Source organism: Roseateles sp. P4_D2 (assembly GCF_056401875.1).
In genome coordinates this window covers 1-22295 of the sequence record NZ_JBFUIM010000009.1, presented here as the reverse complement: position 1 = coordinate 22295, position 22295 = coordinate 1, and the positions used below count along the sequence as shown (strand labels likewise).

18 protein-coding genes and 1 pseudogene are annotated in these 22295 nt (G+C 67.8%); 10 read left to right on the top strand and 9 right to left on the bottom strand.

What is annotated here, in order from left to right; translation table 11 throughout:
- Positions 1–214: 214 nt before the first annotated feature.
- The 3 genes from AC1DW0_RS17055 to AC1DW0_RS17045 are packed head-to-tail and all read right to left on the bottom strand — an operon-like array spanning position 215 to position 5716.
- Positions 215–3556: an error-prone DNA polymerase gene (locus AC1DW0_RS17055; protein WP_477947013.1), complete on the bottom strand. Its 3342-nt coding sequence runs from the start codon at positions 3554–3556 to the stop codon at positions 215–217.
- The gene (locus AC1DW0_RS17050) at positions 3553–4929 is read right to left on the bottom strand and encodes a Y-family DNA polymerase (RefSeq protein WP_457350097.1); all 1377 of its coding nucleotides are present in this window, start codon (positions 4927–4929) and stop codon (positions 3553–3555) included. The genes AC1DW0_RS17055 and AC1DW0_RS17050 overlap by 4 nt, the downstream gene beginning before the upstream one ends.
- Positions 4898–5716: a translesion DNA synthesis-associated protein ImuA gene (locus AC1DW0_RS17045; RefSeq protein ID WP_477947011.1), complete on the bottom strand. Its 819-nt coding sequence runs from the start codon at positions 5714–5716 to the stop codon at positions 4898–4900. Before AC1DW0_RS17045 ends, AC1DW0_RS17050 begins: the two co-directional genes overlap by 32 nt.
- A 176-nt stretch (positions 5717–5892) precedes the next feature.
- Between AC1DW0_RS17045 and AC1DW0_RS17040 the strand changes: the two genes are divergently transcribed.
- Positions 5893–6273, top strand: coding sequence for a VOC family protein (locus AC1DW0_RS17040; RefSeq protein WP_457350093.1), 381 nt, complete (start codon positions 5893–5895; stop codon positions 6271–6273).
- A gap of 5 nt (positions 6274–6278) precedes the next feature.
- Here AC1DW0_RS17040 and AC1DW0_RS17035 read toward each other — a convergent pair whose 3' ends face one another.
- The 3 genes from AC1DW0_RS17035 to AC1DW0_RS17025 all read right to left on the bottom strand — a co-directional run bounded on the left by AC1DW0_RS17035 (position 6279) and on the right by AC1DW0_RS17025 (position 9172).
- Positions 6279–7325, bottom strand: a complete 1047-nt coding sequence (locus AC1DW0_RS17035; protein ID WP_457350091.1) for a serine/threonine protein kinase — start codon at positions 7323–7325, stop codon at positions 6279–6281.
- A gap of 23 nt (positions 7326–7348) precedes the next feature.
- Complete coding sequence (locus AC1DW0_RS17030; protein ID WP_457350089.1) at positions 7349–8215, bottom strand: DUF2726 domain-containing protein; 867 nt, start codon at positions 8213–8215, stop codon at positions 7349–7351.
- A gap of 159 nt (positions 8216–8374) precedes the next feature.
- Entirely contained in the window at positions 8375–9172 is a 798-nt protein-coding gene (locus AC1DW0_RS17025) for a GNAT family N-acetyltransferase (protein WP_457350087.1), read from the bottom strand.
- Between the two features lie 213 nt (positions 9173–9385).
- Between AC1DW0_RS17025 and rplM the strand changes: the two genes are divergently transcribed.
- From rplM to mdtD, 4 genes are all read left to right on the top strand, one after another.
- Positions 9386–9814, top strand: a complete 429-nt coding sequence (gene rplM, locus AC1DW0_RS17020) for a 50S ribosomal protein L13 (RefSeq protein ID WP_056203159.1) — start codon at positions 9386–9388, stop codon at positions 9812–9814.
- A gap of 9 nt (positions 9815–9823) precedes the next feature.
- On the top strand, positions 9824–10216 hold the full coding sequence (gene rpsI / locus AC1DW0_RS17015; protein WP_056203161.1) for a 30S ribosomal protein S9: 393 nt from the start codon (positions 9824–9826) through the stop codon (positions 10214–10216).
- Positions 10217–10315: 99 nt separating this feature from the next.
- Positions 10316–10681 carry an iron-sulfur cluster insertion protein ErpA gene (gene erpA / locus AC1DW0_RS17010; protein WP_056203164.1) on the top strand — a complete coding sequence of 122 codons (366 nt, stop codon included), beginning with the start codon at positions 10316–10318 and terminating at the stop codon, positions 10679–10681.
- Positions 10682–10739: 58 nt separating this feature from the next.
- Positions 10740–12185, top strand: a complete 1446-nt coding sequence (gene mdtD / locus AC1DW0_RS17005; protein WP_056203167.1) for a multidrug transporter subunit MdtD — start codon at positions 10740–10742, stop codon at positions 12183–12185.
- Between the two features lie 10 nt (positions 12186–12195).
- Here the strand turns inward: mdtD and AC1DW0_RS17000 are convergent, their stop codons facing one another.
- Complete coding sequence (locus AC1DW0_RS17000; RefSeq protein WP_457350085.1) at positions 12196–13311, bottom strand: anhydro-N-acetylmuramic acid kinase; 1116 nt, start codon at positions 13309–13311, stop codon at positions 12196–12198.
- Positions 13289–14674 (bottom strand): M23 family metallopeptidase, encoded by a 1386-nt coding sequence (locus tag AC1DW0_RS16995; protein WP_457350083.1) that lies wholly within the window; start codon positions 14672–14674, stop codon positions 13289–13291. The genes AC1DW0_RS17000 and AC1DW0_RS16995 overlap by 23 nt, the downstream gene beginning before the upstream one ends.
- Before the next feature lie 236 nt (positions 14675–14910).
- On the opposite strand from AC1DW0_RS16995, the gene tyrS reads away from it, so the two are divergent.
- Together tyrS and AC1DW0_RS16985 are read left to right on the top strand one after the other, a co-directional pair.
- Positions 14911–16137 carry a tyrosine--tRNA ligase gene (gene tyrS, locus AC1DW0_RS16990; protein ID WP_056203175.1) on the top strand — a complete coding sequence of 409 codons (1227 nt, stop codon included), beginning with the start codon at positions 14911–14913 and terminating at the stop codon, positions 16135–16137.
- 135 nt (positions 16138–16272) lie between these two features.
- On the top strand, positions 16273–16749 hold the full coding sequence (locus AC1DW0_RS16985; RefSeq protein ID WP_457350082.1) for a DUF6622 family protein: 477 nt from the start codon (positions 16273–16275) through the stop codon (positions 16747–16749).
- Between the two features lie 45 nt (positions 16750–16794).
- Here AC1DW0_RS16985 and AC1DW0_RS16980 read toward each other — a convergent pair whose 3' ends face one another.
- Positions 16795–20133 (bottom strand): S41 family peptidase, encoded by a 3339-nt coding sequence (locus tag AC1DW0_RS16980; RefSeq protein ID WP_477947006.1) that lies wholly within the window; start codon positions 20131–20133, stop codon positions 16795–16797.
- Positions 20134–20272: 139 nt separating this feature from the next.
- Between AC1DW0_RS16980 and AC1DW0_RS16975 the strand changes: the two genes are divergently transcribed.
- The 3 genes and pseudogenes from AC1DW0_RS16975 to AC1DW0_RS16965 all read left to right on the top strand — a co-directional run.
- The gene (locus AC1DW0_RS16975) at positions 20273–21805 is read left to right on the top strand and encodes a DUF4331 domain-containing protein (protein ID WP_477947005.1); all 1533 of its coding nucleotides are present in this window, start codon (positions 20273–20275) and stop codon (positions 21803–21805) included.
- Between the two features lie 11 nt (positions 21806–21816).
- Positions 21817–22086, top strand: coding sequence for a hypothetical protein (locus AC1DW0_RS16970; RefSeq protein WP_457326087.1), 270 nt, complete (start codon positions 21817–21819; stop codon positions 22084–22086).
- Positions 22083–22295, top strand: a pseudogene (locus tag AC1DW0_RS16965) (hypothetical protein); the annotation flags it as partial. The gene AC1DW0_RS16970 and the pseudogene AC1DW0_RS16965, both read left to right, overlap by 4 nt.

Genomic DNA, 22295 nt, shown 5'->3' with positions numbered 1-22295 from the left:
GTCGCGAATGAGATACTGGCTGTGCGCCCGTCTTATGGGAGTGGATTGAAATTTCTGACCGATTGGGCCCATTAGGACGCAGGGCTTCGCTCCTCCGCTCATTACTGGCTGCTGCATCCAGTGCGCAGTGCGCACTTGGCAGCGGCCCGAAGTGGCGGTCATGGTGGGCCCATGTGCGGCCCGGTGTTCGGAAGCGGGACTTGCCGGGTTTAGCTCACTTGAAGTCCCGACTCTCCGTCGGCAACCGGCCCAGCAGCGGGTTGAGGTTGGTGAAGCCCTGCGCCAGCAGGTGGCGCACATCGCCGTCGCCGCGCTGCCAGACGCCTTCCACGGCCAGCAGCCGTGCGCCGAGGATGGTGTTGCGGTGCTCTTCATAGACCTTGGGCCAGACGATGACCTGCACGTTGCCGGTCTCGTCCTCCAGCGTGACGAACAGGGTGCCCTTGGCCGTCTGCGGCTTCTGCCGCCCGGTGACGATGCCGCAGGCCTTGGCGCGGCGGCCGCTCTTGACGGCGTCGAGCTGCTGGGCGCTGAGCAGCCCTTGCTTGGACAGGCGTGGGCGCAGCAGGGCCAGCGGGTGGCGGCGTAGCGTCAGGCCCGTGGCGGCGTAGTCCCACAGCACCTCCTCGCCCTCGGCGGCGGCGGGTAGTTCGAGATCATCCTCGGGCAGCAGGCTGCCCTGCAGCAGCTCCGGCATGGCATGCAGGGCCGAGGCCTGCCAGACCTGCTGGCGGCGATGGCCGGCCAGCGACGTCAGTGCATCGGCGGCGGCGAGCTGTTGCATGTCTTGCTGCGTCAGGCGGGCTCGGAAGGCCAGGTCCTGCGGGTGGGCGAATTCGCCGTCGCGAGCGCGAGCCTGCTCGATGCGCTCGGCCGCCTCGTCGCCCAGGCCGCCGACGAGGCGCAGGCCCAGCCGCACGGCGGGTTGGTGCTCGCCCGGTCGGGGCTCCAGCGTGCTGTCCTTGTTGCTGTGGTTCACGTCGATGGCGCGCACCTCGACCTCGTGCCGGCGCGCGTCCTGAATGAGCTGGCTGGGCGTGTAGAAGCCCAGCGGTTGCGAGTTCAGCAGCGCGCACAGGAAGGCCGCGGGCTCGTGGCATTTGAGCCAGGAGCTGACATAGGTCAGCAGCGCGAAGCTGGCGGCATGGGACTCGGGGAAGCCGTAGGAGGAGAAGCCCTTGATCTGGCTGAAGATGCGCTCGGCAAACGCGTCCTCATAACCTCGTTCTCGCATGCCCTTGACGACCTTGTCGTAGTACTTCTCCAGCACGCCGGGGCGCTTCCACGCGGCCATGGCACGGCGCAGCTGGTCAGCCTCCCCGGCGCTGAAGCCCGCGGCAATCATGGCCACCTGCATGACCTGCTCCTGGAAGATGGGCACACCACGGGTACGCCACAGGGCTTCCTTCAGCGCCTCGCTGGGGTACTCCACCTGGTCTGCCGGCAATGCGCGGTTCTTCAGATAGGGGTGCACCATGCCACCCTCGATCGGCCCGGGGCGGACGATGGCGACTTCCACGACCAGGTCGTAGTAGTCGCGCGGCTTCAGCCGCGGCAGCATCGACATCTGGGCTCGCGATTCGATCTGGAACACGCCGATGGTGTCGGCCTTGCAGATCATGTCGTAGGTGGCGGTGTCGTTGTCGGGGATGGTCAGGTCGATGGCCGTGCCGCGCATCGGGTTGACGAGATCGAAGCAACGCCGGATGGCGCTGAGCATGCCCAGGGCGAGCACATCGACCTTCATCATCTTCAGCTCGTCGATGTCGTCCTTGTCCCACTCGATGACGCTGCGGTCCTTCATCGTCGCGTTCTCGATGGGCACGAGGCGCTCCAGCGAGCCTTGCGTCAGCACGAAGCCGCCCACGTGCTGGGAGAGGTGGCGGGGCAGCCCGTTGAGCTGGCGGCCCAGAGTGATGAGTTGCTGAAGCCGCGGATCGTCGTCCGGCAAGCCAAGCTGCTGCAGCAGCTCGATCCGATGTTCTTCGGGCAGCACCTGGGTGGACCAGCCGCTGTGGTCATTGCTCATCACTTCGAGCTGCGCCTCGCTGAAGCCCAGCGCCTTGCCGACATCCCGGATCGCGCTCTTGGGCCGGTAGCAGATGACGACGGCCGTCAGCGCGGCACGGTCGCGGCCGTATTTCTTGTAGAGGTGCTGGATGACCTCCTCGCGGCGCTCATGCTCGAAGTCGACGTCGATGTCGGGCGGTTCGTTGCGCTCGCGGCTGATGAAGCGCTCGAACAGCAGCGTGCTGCGGTCGGGGTCCACCGATGTGACGTGCAGGCAGTAGCAGACGACGCTGTTGGCGGCTGAGCCGCGACCCTGGCAGAGGATGCCGATGCTGCGCGCGAAGTCGACCACATCGGCAACGGTCAGGAAGTAGTGTTCGTACGCCAGCTCCTCGATCAGTTCCAGTTCGTCCTCGATGCGGCGCTTGAATTTGTCGGGCACACCGCCCTTGGCTTCTGGCCAGCGCTTGTAAGCACCGGCATAGGTCAGATCGCGCAGGTGCTGGCGCGGCGTGCGACCGGCAGGCACGACCTCGCTGGGGTAGCGGTAGCTGATCTCGTTGAGGCTGAACGTGCAGCGAGCCGCCACCTGCGTCGTCTCTCGCATCAACGCTTGCGGATAGATCTGCGAGATCCGGTAGCGGCTGCGCAGATGGCGCTCGGCGTTGGGCTGCAGGTCGAAACCGCACTCGGCCACCGTGCGGCCCAGGCACGTGGCCGTCATCACGTCCTGCAGCGCCTTGCGCGAGCGCACGTGGAAGTGCACGTCACCGGCTGCAACCAGCGGCAGTGCCGTCTCCTCGGACAGCGCCTGCAGCCGCTGCAGCCACAGCGCATCGCTGGCCTCGCGCAGCAGCTCGACGGCGATCCAGGCGCGGCCGGCGAAATGGCGCAGCACCCAATGCGCCGCCGGCGCCAGCTCGGCATCTGGGGCCTCGCGCGGCAGCACGAGCAGGGCCAGGCAGTCGGCAAGCTTCTCGGGCGCGATCTGGCGCCAGTGCAGCGTGTACTCGCCTTTGACCGGGCTGGCACGCCGCAGCCGGGTGATGAACTGGCTGAGATTGCCGTAGCCGTTGAGGTTCTGCGCCAGCAGCACGAGCTTGAAGCGCGGCGTGCCGGTGTCGTCGCGCACAAGGAACTCGCTGCCGATCAGCAACTGCATCAGCTGCGGTTGCGCAATGTCGTCTTCGGTCTGGCCCGCCTCGCGTGCAACCTCTTTCAGGGCGTGGTGCGCTGCCTCGCGCATCTCCCGCAATTGCTTGTGCGCGCGCACGACGCCCGCCAGCGAGCATTCGTCGGTGATGGCCAGCGCTTCGTAGCCCAGGTCGCAGGCACGCTCCACCAGTTCGGCCGGCTCGGACGCGCCACGCAGGAAGCTGAAGGCCGACAGGCAGTGCAGCTCGGCATACCGCGGCACGTCGGTGCGCGAGCCGGGCTGGGCCCGTTGCCACCCATCGGCGGCGCGGCGCAGGTCGGCTTCCGAGGCGATTCCCTGCTCGCGCAGCATCGCCAGCCGCTCGTCGCGGTCCGACATCGGCGGCGTCATGCGAAGACCCCATGCAGGAACCATCCCGATGTGGCCGTTGCCGCGTCCGGCAGGCGCTCGTGATAGACCCACAGCAACCCGCGCGCGGCGCTGCGGTAGACGAAGTAGTCGCGCGTCTGCAGGCCGCCGCGGCCCTCCCACCACCCGGCCTCGATGCGGTGCGGGCCGCTGATTCGCGCCAGCGGCCCGGCGTACAGCGGTTGTTCCTGCGCATCGCAGCGCAGTGGCTGTGGTGGCTCGACGAGCCAGGTCGGCTGCGGCCCTGGTGGAGAGCGCACAGCTACGGAAGGCGGTGCTGGCCAAGGCTGCCAGCGCTGCATTTCGGCCAGCCGATGGTCTTCGCGCAGCCGGCCTTCGCGCACATGGTCGGCGCCCAGGCGCACCGACAACCGCTCCAGCAGCGCATTCGTCGTCGTGCGCTCCTGCGGATCGGCGGGGCCGGGCAACAGGCTGCTGCTGCCTTCCTCCAGCGGCAGCACGGTATCGGCGCTGAGGCGGATTTCGCCGGCTGGCGCGGCCAGTGTCATGCGGCCCAGGTGTTCGGACAGCAGCCTTGTAAGCCGCCTCAGATCGCGCGTCGTGTCCGCCGTGGCCACGGTCAGCTCGCCGCTGTCGGCCACGTCGCGGGGGCGCATCGCGTCGTGCTGCCAGGCCAGTCGCAGCGCACGCACACCGGCATGGCGGGCGGCGAGGAAGGCGCAGAGCTGGCGCAGCAGGGTTTCAGCAAAGTGCAGCAGCACGGGCGCGTGCTCGACGCGGTAGGGCAGCTCCAGCCGGGCGTCGAAGCGATCGGGCAGGGTCAGCCAGCTGTGTATCTCGGGCAGGTCGCCATAGGCCTGGTCCAGCGCCGTCAGCAGCGCCGGGCCAAAGCGCTTGGCCAGTGCCGGGCGAGGCAGCCGGCGCAGCTCGCCCAGGCGCGTGCAGCCCAGGCGGGCCAGCATGGCGTGATGGGCTTGGGCGGCGCTCAGTGCCGATAACGGCAGCGCGTCCAGGCGCTCGCTCAGGCGGCCAGGATTGATGTCGCTGCAACGCGCCAGTGCCAAGGCGCCCAGCGCTGTCGGCGCCCAGGCCATGTCGCCCAGGGCCAAGCCGGCTTGTGTTGCCTGCGTCTGCAGCCGCTGCCGCAGAGCCCGTGCGCCGCGGAACAGCCGCAGGCTGGCCGACACCTCGGCCACCACCGCTTCCTCCAGCCGCGCAACGCGCGGCGTGAAGCTCAGCGCCAGCCAGCCGAGGGCGTCAACATCGCCAATATGACCTGTTGACCCCCAGGGCAGGGCTGCGCCCTGCCCGCCCCCCGAGGGGGTCAAGGCAACTTGGGGCGGCCCGGCGTTGCCTTGGGCATCAGGCCTGCAGCACAGGGCGAGCCAGCGCATGAGGGCGCTCCATCGGAGGGCTGGCCGGAGCCGGCGCGGGCTCCGGCATGGGGGCAGGCAGGGGCTTGCGCTTGGCCGCCGTCAGCAGCGGCTCCACGGCGCCCGGCACGGCGGACAGTTCAAGCCAGCCCTCGTGCGCGGGCCCGCGGCGCTTGAGCAGGTGCACGGCCAGGTCCCAGCCCTCGCCCGGCTGCACGATCAGGCGCAGCGGCGCGGCCGAGGACTGCTGCTGCACGCGCTCCGGCCGCATCAGGAAGGCCGGCGCATCGGAACTCAGCGCATTGACCTGCAGGCGCCGGATCTGCTCCGGCCGCGCCTCGGGCAGCCAGGCCAGCACGGCCACGCGCGACTTGATGGCCTGCTCGGCGGCCCAGAGCGCTTGAGCCGGCGTGCTGGCCTCCACCCAGATCAGTGCCGAGGGTGGCAGGCCCAGGGCCTGCAGGCCCGGCAGATGGGGCGTGTGGGGCGGGTTGATGAGCAGCAGCGAACGCAGCGCCGACGTGACCACGCGTCCGCGACGGCCGGGAGCGGCCGCCGGCAGGGCCTGGGCCGCCCACCAGCCGCTCAGCGCCGGCGCCAGCAGCCGCCACTCCAGCACGCCGGGCTGCGGCGTCAGCAGCTCGGTGACGGCTCGCAGCGGCCAGCCGCCGCCGGGCAGCTCGGCGTCCAGCGCCGCAAAGCCACTGGCCAGCGTCGGGTCGGCGGCGGTGCTCAGGCTGCTGCCGCGCCACAGCCGCCCCTGCAGCCGGGCGTCGTCCAGCGGCAGGGGGACGAGCGGGGGCCGCAAGGCAGCGCAAGGGACGCAGGAGGCGAGAGAAGCGGACAACATGGCCAGGAAACAGGCAGGTCGGGGGAAGAATCCGGAGCTTGAATGAGATCACAAGACTGTATGGATATCCAGTATTTTCTGGCAATCGACCCCACCTTGGCGCTAGCATTTCACGGCGTTCCTGGAGAGCCGCCATGCAACTCGTCCCGCTGATCTGCGTCCATGACGTGCCCGCCAGCAGTCGCTGGTATCAGCGCTTGCTGGGGTGCCACAGCGGCCACGGCGGCGACGAATACGAACGCCTGAACGCGCCCGACGGCCATTTGCTGCTGCAGTTGCACCGCTGGGAGGTCGATCACGATCATGGGCCTCTTGGCGACGTCGAGTTGCGCCCCTATGGCAACGGCGTGCTGCTGTGGTTCGAGCTGGCTGACTTCGACGCCGCCGTGGAGCGGGCGACAGCGCTGGATGTCGACGTCGTCAGGCCGAAGCGCTGGAGCCAGAACGGCAACTGGGAGTTCTGGCTGCGCGACCCCGATGGCTATGCCGTGGTGTTGACGAGCCCACTGCCCTGAGCGAATCAGGCGAAGCCGTCGCCATCGAAGTTGACCTCGTCCTCGTCACGGGCCAGCGTCGGGGTGCTGCCCTTGGGCCGCATCGCTTCCAGCTGTTCCCTCAGCTTGGCCACTTGGTCCAGCCAATAGTTGGGCGTGCCAAACCAGGGGAAGGCGAGAGGGAAGGCCGGGTCGCCCCAGCGGCGAGCCAGCCAGGCGCTGTGGTGGATCATGCGCATTGTTCGCAACGGTTCGATCAGGCGCAGTTCGCGATCATCGAATTCGGCGATCTGCTCGTAGCCATCGAGCACGGCGTTGAGCAGGCTGCGTGCAGCATCGGGCTCGCCGGGCAACAGCATCCACAGGTCCTGCACCACCGGGCCATTGACGGCGTCGTCGAGGTCGACGAAGTGCGGCCCGCGGTCAGGCGTCCAGAGGATGTTGCCGGGATGGCAGTCGCCATGCAGGCGCGTTAACTGCAGGTCGGGCAGGCTGTCAAAGGCGGCCTGGATGGCATCAATGCAGCGGCGTGCGGCCTCGTCCCAGGCGGGTGCGATCTCGGGCGGGATGGCGTCGTTGCCCATCAGCCAATCGCGTGCGGCCTGGGCGGGCGCGGCGCTGGCCCAAGCCAGGCGTTCGGCAAAGGGCTTTTGGCGGCCGACGCCGTGCAGGCGAGCCAGCAGCCGGCCGATCCAGCGCAGCACTTCGGGGTCTTCCAGCTCCGGCCCGCGCCCACCCTGGCGCGGCGTGACGGCCAGGCGCTGGCCCTGATAGTGGAAAAGGGTGGAACCGCCCTCCAGCGTCCACGGCGCCGCGACGGGCACCTCGGCGGCGGCGAGCTCGGTGGCGAAATCGTGTTCTTCCAGGATCTGCGCATCGCTCCAGCGCGCCGGGCGGTAGAACTTGGCGACAGCCGCGCCGCCGTCCTCCAGGTGCAGCATCAGCACGCGGTTCTCGAAGGAGTTGAGCTGCAGCAGCCGGCCGTCGGCACGCAGGCCGGCGGCGTCCAGGGCGTCGAGCATGAACTCCGGCGTCAGGTCGCCGAAACTGAGATCAGGGGTCGTGTCATGCATCCGGCGAGTGTCGCCGGTTGCAATCAACTCCGACGGGGACGCTGGGTGGCGTAGCGCGGCGCATCGACGACGACGCCGACGATGTCGTCCATCATGGCCTCCTCGTCGGCGTCATCGAGCACCGGCAGGTTGCGCGGGTTGTAGCGCGCCGGGTCGAGGTTGCGTGAGGACAGGCGGCGCTGTGGATGCGGCGTGGCGGGCTGGGCCGGCATGCGCGGATGGCGGTCGCGCTCTCGGTCCCCATAGCCGTCATTGCCGCCGCTGAAGACGCCAGCGTCCTGCCACAGCGGCAGAGGCTGGGAGAACTGGCCCCAGTCGCTGCCGAATTCGTCCTCGCTGCTGCCCATGCGGCGGCGCGACGGCGTCGATGTGGCTGCCGGTGCGGGGAGCGGGCCGCGTGAATTGCTGCTCTGGGGCACCAAAAGCTGCAGCTCGGCGACGCTGGGCAGCTGGTCCATCGCGCAGCGCAAATAACGCACGCGGCAGGCGGAGAGCACGGCATGCTTGATCTGCAGGCTGCGCGGCGTAACGCCGCGCTCGCCCTCGAGGTCGATGGCGGCCAGCACGCGACCATTGGGGCTGCAGACCGCGAAGGTCACATGCGAGGCGCCGAGCAGGTCGAACCAGTAGCGCACTTCCTTGGCCTCGGTCGGCTGGCAAAACCGCACCAGCGGCAGCTTGGACAGCACGACGTGGTGGGGCAGGGCCTCGCGCAGCAGCCGGAAGACACGGCGCTCGTCGGTCGTGAATACAGGCCGCGCCGTGAGTGACCACTCCGCCGGCAAGCCTTTATTGGCGTACGCAGGTCGGCGCAGCGCCCAGATCAGGCTGATGGCCAGACCCAGGACGCAAACAGCCAGCGCGGCGATCCAATAGATGGCGTACGGCATACCCTGAAGGGATTTCGGCGGATGACGCCGACCTTGTTTTCTCGCGGCGCAATGGTCGGGCAATGTAGCGCAACGTCCCTAAAAGGAATTACTCGCTAGTCCCGATTCCCCCGGGCCTGAGGGGGAGCATGCCTGGGAAAACGGCCGTTAGCCCGTCATTTATTCCTTGGCGGCGCGGCCGGGAGATTCGAAATGGGCTTTGACCTCGGCAACGCTGTCGACAAATCCACTCAGCACTTGAGCCTGGCGCTTGAACTGGAAATCCAGCTCGCCCAGATGCCGCTCCAGTGCCTGCTCGACCTGGGAGCTGAATGATTCGGGTGGCAGGCGCAGATAGGCCGCGGATTCGCTGCCGTCGCGCTCGACGATGGCGCCAGCCGCTGCCGCAATGCGCAGCATGGGACGGTTTTCGCTCAGTGCGTGGATGAACAGGGTGTCGATACCCCGGTTGCGGGCATGCAAGCCCGCGGCGTCGAAAAGCCGCCGTCCCAGGCCCCGGCCGCGCGACTGCGGCAGCACGGAGACGCCGAACTCGGCCATCGTGCGGCTGGGCTCATCCGGCATCGGTTGCCCATAGGCCAGATGGGCCAGGGCGATCAGGTGCAGGCGGCGGTTGAAGATGCCCAGCACCTCGTCGCGGGCAAAGTCGATGCTGAGGGCGTATTTGCGAATCTGCTCGTCCGAAGCCGGGTACCCGAAGCGCAAGTAACGGTCCTGCGGCTCCAGCGCCAGCAGGTGGTCAATGATGCGATGGCGGTGGCGGCGCGCGAGCGAGCGAATTGGCACCCAGGTGGAAAGGAGCTCCAATGCAGCCCGGGCCTTGGCCAGCGGGCCTGCCGGTTCGGCCGGGGCGGCTGCCGGCGCAATCGGGTCGAGGCCGAAGGCCGACAGCTCATGGCCCTCGCCCGCCGCGGCTTCGGCGAGGGGAGGAGAGTCGGCGGACGGGGGCTTGGGCATGGCGGGCACTGCAAAGGTATGGCAAGGTTAACGCCTCGGTCCTTTTCAAACCATCGGCCGCACTGCTACACTCGTGGGCTTTTCCGTCAAAAGGCTGCGGGAAAGAGCCGTGTTGAGAGGCTGTGCATCAGACACAAGCACCGAGACCGGTCGAAGTTCAGCCATCTATTGCCGGTTTCAGCAGTTTGAAGCCGGCGCAGCGAAAGCACTCTCATGAAGACCTTCAGCGCCAAGCCGGCCGAAGTGACGCACGAGTGGTTTGTGATTGACGCCACCGACAAGGTGCTCGGACGTGTTGCCAGCGAAGTGGCACTCCGTTTGCGCGGCAAGCACAAGGCCATTTACACGCCTCACGTGGATACCGGTGATTTCATCGTCATCGTCAATGCCGAAAAGCTCCGTGTCACGGGCAACAAGGCCACCGACAAGGTGTACTACCGTCACAGCGGCTTCCCCGGCGGCATCTACGCCACGAAGTTCAAGGACATGCAAGCCAAGCACCCCGGCCGCGCGCTGGAAAAGGCCGTCAAGGGCATGCTGCCCAAGGGCCCGCTCGGTTACGCCATGGTCAAGAAGCTGAAGGTCTACGCAGGCCCGACGCACCCGCATACCGCCCAGCAGCCCAAGGCTCTCGAGATCTAAGGAACGGCCATGATCGGAAACTGGAATTACGGTACGGGCCGTCGCAAGTCGTCGGTCGCTCGCGTCTTCATGAAGAAGGGCACGGGCCAGATCATCGTCAATGGCAAGGCCATCGACGCTTACTTTGGTCGTCAGACGTCCATCATGATCGCCAAGCAGCCCCTGCTGCTGACGAACAATGGTGAAGCCTTCGACATCAAGGTGAACGTGCACGGTGGTGGCGAATCGGGTCAAGCCGGCGCCCTGCGCCTGGGCATCACCCGCGCGCTGATCGACTACGACGCAGCCCTGAAGCCCGAACTGAGCCGCGCCGGCTTCGTCACGCGTGACGCGCGTGAAGTCGAGCGTAAGAAGGTCGGTCTGCACGGCGCCCGTCGCAGGAAGCAGTTCAGCAAGCGTTAATTTCTGCGCTTGGACACAAAAGGCCGCTTCGAGCGGCCTTTTGTTTTTGCGCGGACAATCCCGATATTCGTCTCTGGACAGATTCACAGGAGCCTCGCCATGAGCGCCGTGCTTGATACCCCCGTCACTGACATTCCCGTGCCCCTGGTGTTCACCGACAGCGCCGCCGACAAGGTGCGCGACTTGGTGGCCGAGGAAGGCAACCCGGACCTGAAGCTGCGCGTTTTCGTGCAGGGTGGTGGTTGCTCCGGCTTCCAGTACGGCTTCACCTTCGACGAGGCCGTCAACGACGACGACACGCAGATGCAGAAGAATGGCGTCACGCTGCTGATCGACTCGATGAGCCTGCAATACCTGATGGGTGCCGAGATCGACTACAAGGAAGACCTGCAGGGCGCCCAGTTCGTCATCAAGAACCCGAACGCCACGACGACCTGCGGCTGCGGCTCCTCCTTCTCGGTCTGAGCCTTCGCTCAACCCTCGCTGACAAGCCGCCTCCGGGCGGCTTTTTCATTGCCGACCCATGGCACCTCCCTTGCCGTCTCCCGACATGGATCAGGAACGCAAGCAGCGCATGCTGCTGTGGCTGGTGGCCCTCGGCTTCTTCATGCAGACGCTGGACGCCACCATCGTCAACACGGCGCTGCCGGCAATGGCGCGCAGCCTGGGCGAAAGCCCGCTGCGCATGCAGTCCGTCGTCGTCGCCTATTCGCTGACGATGGCCATGCTGATCCCGGCCACGGGCTGGGTGGCGGACCGCTTCGGCACGCGCCGCATCTACGTCGGCGCAATCGTCCTCTTCGTGATCGGCTCGGTGCTGTGCGCGTTGGCGCCCAGCCTGGACGCCCTGGTCGCCGCGCGTGTCGTGCAAGGCGCTGGTGGCGCGCTGCTGCTGCCGGTCGGACGCCTGGTCGTGCTGCGCACCTTCCCGCGCGAGCGCTTCCTGCAGGCGATGAGCTTCGTTGCCATTCCCGGCTTGGTCGGCCCGCTGATCGGCCCAACGCTGGGCGGCTGGCTGGTGCAGGCGGCGTCCTGGCACTGGATCTTTCTGATCAACCTGCCGGTCGGCCTCATCGGCGCCTTGGCCACGTTGCGCTACATGCCAGCACCTGCGCCGGTCGCGGTCGGGCGCTTTGATCTGACGGGCTATCTGCTGCTGGCCTTCGGCATGGCCGCGGTCTCGCTGGCGCTGGACGGCCTGTCGGGCCTGGGCTTGCGCCAGGCTTCGGTACTGATGTTGATGATCTTCGGGCTGGCCAGCCTGACGACCTACTGGCTGCATGCCCTGCGCCGGCCCGACCCGCTGTTTTCGCCCCGGCTGTTTCGCATCGGTGCGCTGCGCATCGGCCTGCTCGGCAATCTGTTCTCGCGCCTGGGCAGCTCCTGCATGCCCTTCCTGATCCCGCTGCTGCTGCAGGTGACCATGGGCTATTCGCCCGCCCAGGCCGGCATGATGATGTTGCCCGTGGCCCTGGCCAGCATGTCGATGAAGCGCGTGACGACACCGCTCATCCGGCGCCACGGCTACCGGCGTGTGCTGGTCGTCAACACCTTGCTGGTCGGGCTGACGATGGCGAGCTTCGGCTTCGCCACGCCTGGGCAGCCGCTGGTGGTGACTGTCGTGCAACTGGCACTCTTTGGCGCCGTCAACTCGATGCAGTTCACCGCGATGAACACGCTGACGCTGAAGGATCTCGAGCCCGACAACGCGAGCAGCGGCAACAGCCTGCTGTCCATGGTGCAGATGCTGGCCATGGGCATGGGTGTGGCCGCGGCGGGCGCGGTGCTGGCGGCCTTCACAGCGCACTTCGGCATGGACGGTGTGCAGACGCTGCAGGCCTTTCGCGCCACCTTTGTCTGCATGGCCCTGATCACGATGGCCTCGGCTGGCATCTTCGGCCAGCTCGAATCGGGCGACAGCCACGTGGCGCTGGCGATCAAGCAGCAGGACCCGCCCGAACCGGGCTGAGCCAGCGCTGTCAGGCGGGGTAGAGCGCCCCCAGCAGGCGCGTGCCTGCCGCGCCTGTGACGGCGGGCAGATTGCCCGGCCGGCGCTCGACAAAGCACCGGGCCAGCCAGGCGAAGGCCGCCGCTTCGACCTGGTCGACCGGCAGGCCGTGCGCGGCGCTGGTCTGCACGACCACGCCGGGCAGCAGCGCCGCCAGGCGGCCCATCAGCACGCCGTTCAAGGCGCCACCGCCGCAGGCGGTCAAAGTACTAGCCTGCGGCATGGTGGTGTGCAGGGCGTCGGCCACGCAACGGGCGCTGAGCTCCAGCAGCGTCGCCTGCACATCTTCCGGCGCGAGACCCGGCGCCAGCTTCGCGTCCAGCCAACGCAGATGAAAAAGATCCCGCCCCGTGCTCTTGGGCGGCGGCAACGCGAACCAGGGTTCGGCCAGCAGCGCTTCAAGCAGTTCGGGCAGCACGCGGCCTGTCGCGGCCCAGGCGCCGTCGGCGTCATAGGCCAGGCTGCGGTGGCGGGCGATCCAGCCATCCATCAGGCAGTTGGCCGGACCGCAGTCGAAGCCGCCGGTGCGGCCGTCGGCATGCAGCAGGCTGAGGTTGCTGATGCCGCCGAGATTGAGCACTGCCACGTCCGCCTGCGCTGCACCGAAGACGGCGCGGTGGAAGGCCGGCACCAGGGGTGCGCCCTGGCCGCCCGCGGCCACATCGCGGCTGCGCAGGTCGCAGATGACGTCAATGCCGGCCTGCTCGGCCAGCAGGGCGCCGTTCAGCAGTTGCGTCGTGTAGCCGTCGAAGCCGTCCGGGCGGTGGCGCACCGTCTGGCCGTGAGCGCCCAGCGCCGCAATCTGCTTGCGTGGAACGCCCGTGGCTTCAAGCAACTGCGAGACGACGTCGGCATAGGCACGGGCTACCGCATTGGCAGCCAAGGCGGCGCGATGCAGCTCGTTACCGCCAGGTGCGTTCAGTGCCAACAACTCGTCGCGCAGCGCGTGGGAGAAGGGGGCATGCACATGGCCGGTGACGGCCAGCGCATCGGCGTCGAAGAGGACGCCATCAATGCCGTCGAGCGAGGTGCCCGACATCAGCCCGATATAGAGCTGACGGAGCTCAGTCGGCGGCTGAGACGCCATCCATGGTCTCGGCCACGGCCAGTTGGGTCTTGACGCTGGCGACGGTCTGCAGGAACTGCGACTTGGCGTAGTTCGGCAGCGTGATCGCCTCGGAGGCGCGAGCGATGGTGCGTGGGTCCATGTGGCGGCCGCCGACGCGGAACTCGAAGTGCAGGTGCGGGCCGGTGGCCCAGCCGGTCGAGCCGACGGCACCGAGCTTCATGCCCTGTTCGATGCGCTGGCCCTTCTTGACGTCAATGCGGCTCAGGTGAGCGTAGACCGTGCTGCGGTCGCCGGCGTGGCGCACCTGCACGACATTGCCAAAGCCGTTCTGCCAGCCGGCCATTTCGACCGTGCCATCGCCCACCGACCGCACGGCCGTGCCGGTCGGCGCACCGTAGTCGACACCGTTGTGCTGGCGCCAGGTCTGCATGATGGGATGGAAGCGCATCGCGAAGCCGCTGGTGATGCGCGAGAACTCCATCGGGCTGGCCAGGAAGGCGCGACGCTTGCTCGTGCCGTCAAAGCCGAAGAAGCTGCTCTTGCCGGTGGCGTTGTCCTTGAAATAGACGGCCGAATAAGTGCGGCCGTTGTTCGTGAACTCGCCGGCCAGCAGGCGGCCGACGCCGCCGTCCCACGGGACCGGCTCGCCGTCGGCGGTCAGCGTCTCGTAGACGATGCTGAAGCGGTCGCCCTTGCGCAGCTCGCGGTGGAAGTCGATGTCGCCCGAGAACATGTCGGCCATCTGCGAAGCGATGGCGTCGGGGATGTTGGCGTCGTCGGTAGCGGCGAACAGCGAGGTGCGGATGGTGCCGCTGCCCAAGGCCACCTGGGCCTGCAGCGGTGCCGTTTCGGTGCGGGCGGTGAAGCGGGCGCCGACGCGCTCGATCGTCAACCGGGTGAAATGACTTGCTTGCTGCTCGACCTTTTCGGCCGGGAAGCGCATGACGATCTTCTGCACCTGGCCGGAGGCGTCGGCTGTCAGGTGGACCATCTTGCCGGCGCGGCCCTGCAGCACGCGCCGGCCCAGCGGGTCGGTGCGCAGGAAGGCCGCGGCGGCCGGGTCGAAGGCGCCGGCACGCTTGAGCAGGCTGTCAGGGGTATCGCTGGAGCGAGTGGCTTCGGCGCGGGTCAGGCCGACGGCGTGCGTGGCCAGCTCCTCGAGCTGACTCTCCACATCGGGCGTGGCCAGCGTCTCGACCAACGTGCGCTTGGGCAGCTCGGCGGCGTCAGGGGCCAGCGGCGCGATGCCGAAGGCGGTCACGGCGAAGCAACTCAGCAGGCCGACGACGGTGGCCGTCAGCGCACGCGGATGCCGGGCGGCAAAGGCCTCGGCATGCTGCAGGCTGGCTTGGACTTGCTTCAGGCGGTTCTTAACAGTCACTCTCGCTGTCACTCTCGGTATTCCCGGGGTTGTCGCTGGGGCAATCCCGGCCGAGCCGGTTCAGCGCTGAGGCCGCTCGTGGGCGGCCCTTAAAATCCCTGGATTGGTTGTGTTGAAACAACACCCCCAAACGAAGGGTGAATTCTAACGGCTTTGTCCTACCTGGCATGCCGGTTAACCCCGATGGATCAATAACTTAACGTTTCGCCCGGTTTGCTGCCGGGCGCCGATGCGCCATGTCCGACGCTCCGCAATTCCCCATCACCGATGCTGTCCTCGAAGCCCTGGCCGTCACGCGCCGCGGCGTGGACGAGCTGCTGCCGGAGGCCGAGTGGACGAAGAAGCTGGCCCGCTCCGCCGCCACGGGCGTGCCGCTGCGTATCAAGCTGGGCCTGGACCCGACGGCGCCCGACATCCACGTCGGTCACACGGTTGTCTTGAACAAGATGCGCCAATTGCAGGACCTGGGTCACCAGGTCATCTTCCTGATCGGCGACTTCACCTCGCTGATTGGCGATCCGTCCGGCCGCAACGCCACTCGCCCGCCGCTGACCAAGGAACAGATCCAGGCCAACGCCGAGACCTATTACGCCCAGGCCAGGCTGGTGCTGGACCCGGCGCGCACCGAGATTCGCTACAACTCCGAGTGGAGCGAGCCGCTGGGCGCGGCCGGCATGATCCAGCTGGCGAGCAAGTACACGGTCGCCCGCATGATGGAGCGCGACGACTTCACCAAGCGCTTCGCGGCCCAGACGCCGATCTCGGTGCACGAGTTCCTCTACCCGCTGATGCAGGGCTACGACTCGGTGGCGCTGAAGAGCGACCTGGAGCTGGGTGGCACCGACCAGAAGTTCAACCTGCTGATGGGCCGCCACCTGCAGCAGGAATACGGCCAGGAGCCGCAGTGCATCCTGACCATGCCGCTGCTGGAGGGCCTGGACGGCGTCGAGAAGATGTCCAAGTCAAAGAATAACTACATCGGCATCACGGAGGCGCCGAACACCATGTTCGCCAAGATCCTGTCGATCAGCGACGTACAGATGTGGAAGTGGTTCGAGCTGCTGTCCTTCAAGTCCCTGGCCGAGATCGCCGCGCTGAAAGCTGAGGTCGAGGGTGGCCGCAACCCGAAGGACGCCAAGGTCATGCTGGCCAAGGAGATCACGGCGCGCTTCCACAGCGCGGCGGCGGCGGACGCGGCCGAAGCCGACTTCAACAATCGCGCCCGCGGTGGCATTCCTGACGAGATTCCTGAAGTTCAGTTGAGCGGCGCGCCCATGGGCATCGCCCAGGTGTTGAAGGGGGCCGGCCTTGTCGCATCGACAGGCGAAGGCCTGCGCATGGTCGAGCAGGGCGGCGTGCGCCGGGCCGGCGAAGTCATCGCCGACAAGGGGCTGAAGCTTGACGCCGGCGAGCATGTGCTGCAGGTGGGCAAGCGCAAGTTCGCGAGGGTCGTGCTGAGCTGAGCGCCCGGCGGGCGGCCGTTCGCCACCGTTCGCTGGCGATTCCCGCCGCGCGCTGTCCATTCGTCGCAAGCCGTTGGCCCCAAGGGCGAGGCATCCGCACAGTCCAGGCATCGCAACACCCACCGGATGCCGCCAATGACTGCTTCTTCCATCCCCTTCTGGCCCTTCGCCGTCCTGGCCGGCCTCGTCATGCTGGGCTACCGCCAGTCGCGTGACCGTGTCGTCCAGCCCGGCATGCTCGCCAAGGTCGCCCTGGCCATGCTGGCCCTGTCGCTGTATGGCGTCACGACGGCCTTCGGCGCACACATGGTTCCCGTGCTGGCCTGGGCGACGGCCTTTGCAGCTGCCGTCCTCATCGGTGGCCCGCTGTTTGCACCGCGCGGCCTGGCCAAGGAAGGCGCCGCCGTGCGCATGCCCGGCAGCTGGGTGCCGCTGGGCCTGATGCTCGGCATCTTCATGACCAAGTTCGGCCTGGGCTTCGCCACCGGCATGGGCGCCCATGTGCTGCAGGAGCTCTGGTTCATCGCCGCGGTGAGCGCGATCCTGGGCCTGTTAAGCGGTGCCTTCGCGGCCCGGGCCACGGCGGTGCATCGCTTCGTCCGCACCGCTTGATCTCTCAAACCCATGAAAAAGGGAGGCCGTAGCCTCCCTTTGCTTTCACGGCTTGACCGGCCGCAGATACGGTCCCGACTTCACCACCTGGACCGGCTGCTCGGCAATCCGGCGCTTCAGCTCGGCCAGCGCCGCATCCAGCTGCGCGTCCTGGCCCATGGCCGTTGCGCGCGGCGGGTTGTCGACCTCGATGTCCGGCGTCACGCCGATGCCCTCGATCAGGAAGCGGCCCTCGGCGTCGATCTGCCCCGTCTCGGCGGCCCGCATGATGCCGTTGTCGATCAGGCGGTTCTGGTCCGACAGCCACACGCCCGCCCCCGAGCTGCGCTTGCCAATGACGGGGCCCAGCTTGAGGCGCTTGAAGCCCTCGGCGAAGGTCTCGCCGTCGCTGTAGGTGTCTTCGTTCATCAACACCACCGTGTGGCCGCGGTAGACGTTCTGCATATTGGCGTAGACCGGCGCGCCGCCTGGCGAGCGCGGTTGCCAGAAGGCCCAGGCGCGGCGCAGCAGCTTTTCCAGGATCCAGCTGTCGATGTTGCCGCCATTGTTGTAGCGCACGTCGATGATGAGGCCGTCGCGGTCGCTGGCAGCGTAGAACTCGCGCACGAAATCGGCGATGTCGGCCGCGCCCATCGCGCGCAGATGCACGTAGCCTATGCGGCCCTGGGCCGACTGCTCCACGGCGCGGGCGCGGCTGACGCGCCAGTCGTTGTAGCGCAGCTGGTTTTCGCGCGTCTGCGCCACCGGCGTGACGATGCGCTGCACCGTCTTGCCGCTGGCCTGTTTCACCTCCAGCAGCACCTGGCGGCCGGCCTGGCCGCGCAGCAGCTCCAGGATGTGTGGCGCGCTGGTGCTGGGGCGGCCATTGACGGTCGTGATGACGTCACCCACTTGCAGGTTGAGACCGGGCGCGGCCAGCGGCGGTGCCTCGGATGGCAACTCCTGCTCATGCGCATAGATCGCATCGATGCGCCAGCCCTCCGGTGCGCGCGAGAAGCGCCCACCGAGGCCCGCGAGGCCAGGCTCGTCGGGCGCGAGCCGCGTGTCGCCGGCGCCGATCTGGCTGTGCAGGGCGCCCAGTTCGCTGACCATCTGCGCCATCAGCTCGGCGAGCTCGAAGCGGTCGGTCACACGGTCCACCAGTGGCTCGTATTTGGCGCGCACCGCCACCCAGTCCACGCCGTGCATCTTGACGTCGTAGAAATGGTCGCGGTGCATGCGCCAGGCGTCGGCAAACATCTGCTTCCACTCGGCGCGCGGCTGCGTGGCGATCTGCCAGTCGCTCCAGCGCACTTGCAGCTTGGCGAGTTCAGTCGGCAGCTTGGGCGCCGCGTCGACGACGAGGATTTCCGGCGCCGCACCCGCGGGCTGGTTGCGCACCAGCATCAGCTTCTTGCCGTCGGCGCTGATGTCGTAGTTGCGCACGTCGCTGGCCAGGATCTCGGCCGGGCCGCCCTGGTTGTCGATGCCAACCGACTTGAGCTGGCTTTTTCCGTCCAGATCACGATCCAGGAACCACAGGCGCTTGCCATCCGCGCGCAGCGCGCGGTAGCTGCCGGCGGTCACGGGCAGCTCGTGGAGGCGCTCGGCCAGGCCTTCGAAAACGATGGCGGGCTTGCCCTTCTTCTCGGCGGCTGGCTTCTTGTCGTCCTTTGGATCAGGCTTGCGCTCGGTCGGCTCCTTGTCGGTGGCCTTCTTGTCCTCGGCGCGCTGCTCGTCGGCCTTCTTCTCGGTGACCGACTCCAGCTCGTCCTTGGCCGCGAACGGCGAGCGCAGGCCCGGCTGCAGGGCCAGCGCGTAGAGCTTGGCGCGGAAGCCGAAGAACGGCCCGGTGTTGCGGTCGCCCCATGTGCTGCCATTGCCCGTCGTCGCGAAGTTGCGGTTGGACGCGAAGTACAGCCATTGCCCGTCCGGGCTGAAGGTGGCGCTGTCGCTGTCGTAGCGGTCGCTGGTCAGCGTGTGGGTGCGGCCATCGGCCGTGCTGTAGAGCTGCAGCTGGCTGCGGTCGGCATGGCGCAGCGACAGCGTCCAGGCCAGGGCCTGGCCATCGGGACTCCAGCCCTGCAGCTGCGGCGCGTCACCAAGGGCGCTGCGAGCGATCTCGCGTGTTGTCTTGGCCTTCAGGTCGGTCAGCCAGATGCCGCCTTCCTTGTCGGTATGCGCCAGCCAGCGGCCGTCGGGCGAAGGGAGCAGGTCGCGGCGCTGCGTCGTTGCGCCGCTGGTGATGCGTTCGGGTTGACCCGTGCCATTGGCCGCGAAGCGCCAGATCTCGGTCTCGCCGCTGAAGTCGCAGACGGCAAAGACGCTCTTGCTGTCGCTGCTGAATTCACCCTTCTTGCAGCTGCCGTCGGCCGGCAGCGGCAGCTCAGCGCGGCGCAGCTGCTGCACGCCCTGCGTCGCGAGGTGACCGCGCGCGGCCAGCAGCACGCGCTCGCCATTGGGGGCGAAGGACGTGTCGGTCAGGAAGTCCTGCGGCTTCTTGATCCAGCGCTCGCGCTGCTGGTCGAAGTCGCCGCCCAGGCTGATGTCGAGCTTCTTCGCGCCCGCGCTCTGCGCGAGGTCGACGAGGTAGAGGTCCGCGCCCACCGCATAGACGACGCGGCTGCCGTCGATGGATGCGTGGCGGATGTCCCAGCCCTTGTGCGTGGTGTGCTGGCGCATGTCACCGCCTTGGGCATTGACCGACCAGATGTTGACCGTGCCTTCGCGATCCGACAGGAAGGCGACGCGCTCCGCGCCACCGTTGCGGTAGGGCAGGGGACGGCGATCGTTGTTGCCCTCGGCGATCAGCGGTTTTGCTTCGGCCTTGTCCGTCAAGTCCAGCGACCACAGCCGCGCGATGGCGCCGCCGCGGTACTGTCGGGCGTTGTCGCTGCGCAGGCCGCTCCGCGTGAAATAGAGCGTCTTGCCATCGGCGCTCAGCGCGGCGTCGCTGGCCTGGCCGACGGGCAGTTGGCGGCGCTGGCCAGTCTTCACGTCGATGGCGAAAAGCTGACTGCCGGGACGGGCGTCCAAGCCGGTGTAGAGGACTTCGCCGGCGGCCGTGAAGCCCCAGACGCGCATGCCGCCGCCTTCCCAGGTCAGGCGCTTCGGCGGGCCGCCGGCCACCGGCATCAGGTAGATCTCGGTGCCGCCGTCGTACTGCGCCGTGAAGGCCAGCCATTGCCCATCGGGCGACACGGCGGGCTGGGTCTCCTGGCCGTTGTGCGTGGTCAGCCGCTGGGCTTCGCCGCCCTGCGTGCCGACGCGCCAGAGGTCGCCCTCGGCGACGAGATAGACGGCATCGCCACTCAGTGTGGGCTGGCGATAGAAACCGCTGGTGCCGGCCCAGGCGCTCGTGGCGCACAGGACCGCAGCGAGCGCGGCGAGACGGAAGCGGGGCATGGGGCTCTCCTGATGAGGGTCGCCATTGTGTTGTTAGGGGAATGGAGGGCGATTCGTCACATCGGGTGAATCCGTAGAGCGCTGGAGCGCGTAACAGCGCTCAGATGCCAAGACGGCATTGCCATACAGGATGCCCCCGATGAAAGCTCGTCTCACCCGCAGCGCCGTGGGCGCAGCGCTGTTCTGCCTGGCCGCAGGCGCTCAGGCTTCCAGCCACCGCGAAGCGCCCTTCATCACGACCGTGCCCAAGGTCGACGCGACGGACTTCTACATGTTCAACAGCTACGAGACCGGCCGCGCCGGCTACGTCGCGCTGATCGCCAACTACCAGCCGCTGCAGGACGGCTATGGCGGCCCGAACTACTTCTCGATGGACCCGAATGCGCTCTACGAGATCCACGTCGACAACGTCGGTGATGCCAAGGAACACCTGACCTTCCAGTTCCGCTTCAAGAACACGCTGTCCAACAGCGGTGCCGGCACGTCTTTAAGCGTCGGCGGCAAGATGGTCGGCATCCCGTTGATCCAGTCGGGCGCGGTGGCCAACGTCAAGGACGCCAACCTGCAGGTCAACGAGAGCTACACGCTGACCGTGGTGCGCGGCGACCGCCGCAGCGGCACGGCCCAGGCGGTGGTCCATGCCACCAGCGGTGCGACCAGCTTCGACAAGCCGGTCGACAACATCGGCAAGAAGACCATCGCCGACTATGCGAGCTATGCGGCCAAGCATGTCTACCCCATCACCATCCCCGGCTGCAGCACGCCGGCCAAGGTCTTCGTCGGCCAGCGCCAGGACCCGTTTGCCGTCAACCTCGGCACCATCTTCGACCTGGTCAACGCGCCGGTCTCCGTCATCACCGACCCGTCGCTGATCAATGCCGCGCCCAACACCATCGACGACAAGAACGTCACCACGCTGGCGCTGGAGGTGCACAAGGACTGCCTGAAATCCGCGACCGACGATGTCATCGGCGGCTGGACCACGGCCAGCCTGCGCCAGGGCCGCCTGCTCGATCCCAAGCCGGGCTCGGGCCATCAGGCCAGCGAGARGGCCGGCGGCGCCTGGGTGCAGGTCTCGCGCCTGGGCATGCCCCTGGTCAACGAGGTCGTCATCGGCCTGAGGGACAAGGACAAGTTCAACTCGTCCCGCCCCAAGGACGACGGCCAATTCGCCGACTACGTGACCAACCCGACGCTGCCGGCCTTGCTGGAGATCGCGCTGGCCCTGCCCAACACCGCGCCGACCAACTTCCCGCGCAACGACCTGGTCACCACCTTCCTGACCGGCATCAAGGGTGTTAACCAGCAGAAGACGGTCACGGCCTCCGAGATGCTGCGGCTCAATACGGCAATAGCTGCCGTGCCCTTCGCTCAACAAAACCGTTTGGGCATCGTCGGCAACATCCTCGCCGCAGGCAACGACAACGCCGGCTACCCCAACGGCCGCCGGCCCAAGGACGACGTCGTCGACATCTCGCTGGTGGCCGTCATGGGCGGCCTGTGCGTGGCCAACGGCGACACCGACAAGCTCGGCTTCGGCGCGGCCTGCAAGCCCAGCATGGTGCCCCTGGGTGCCACGACTTTCAAGCTGCATGACGCGGTGGACCAGGCTGTCGTGCCCCTGCTGAGCGGCTTCCCCTACCTCAACACGCCCATCCCGGGCACCAAGTGAAAGGGGCCGCCATGTTGACCCGCAAGACTGCCGCGGTCGCCGCCGGCGCCGTGCTCGTGCTGGCCGCCTGCGGCGGCAGTGACAGCGACACTGAAATCATCAGCCCGCCGCCCCCACCGCCGCCGGCCCCCACCGCGGTGCCCGACAGCGCCGTGGCCTCGTCCGCCGCCCTGGTGAGCTACCTGAAGGCGCAGAAGACCGACGACGAGACCACGGAGGCGCTGACGCTGCCGACAGTGGCGGTGTCGGTCAGCGAGACCGAAGAGCCGCAGACGCTGTGAAGCACCTGCTCGTGCTGCTGCTGGCAATCCCGCTGGCGGTCTTGGCTGAACCTTTCGTCCCGAAGGACGACGCCGAGATCGTGCAGCGCCTGCCTTACCGCATCGACGCGGCCGAGCGCCAGCGCCGTGCGGCCTTGGCGCGCGACCCGGCACAGCTGCAGCTCGCCGTAGCCGCCGCCCGCGCGGCGCTGCAGCGCGCCCGCGTGCAT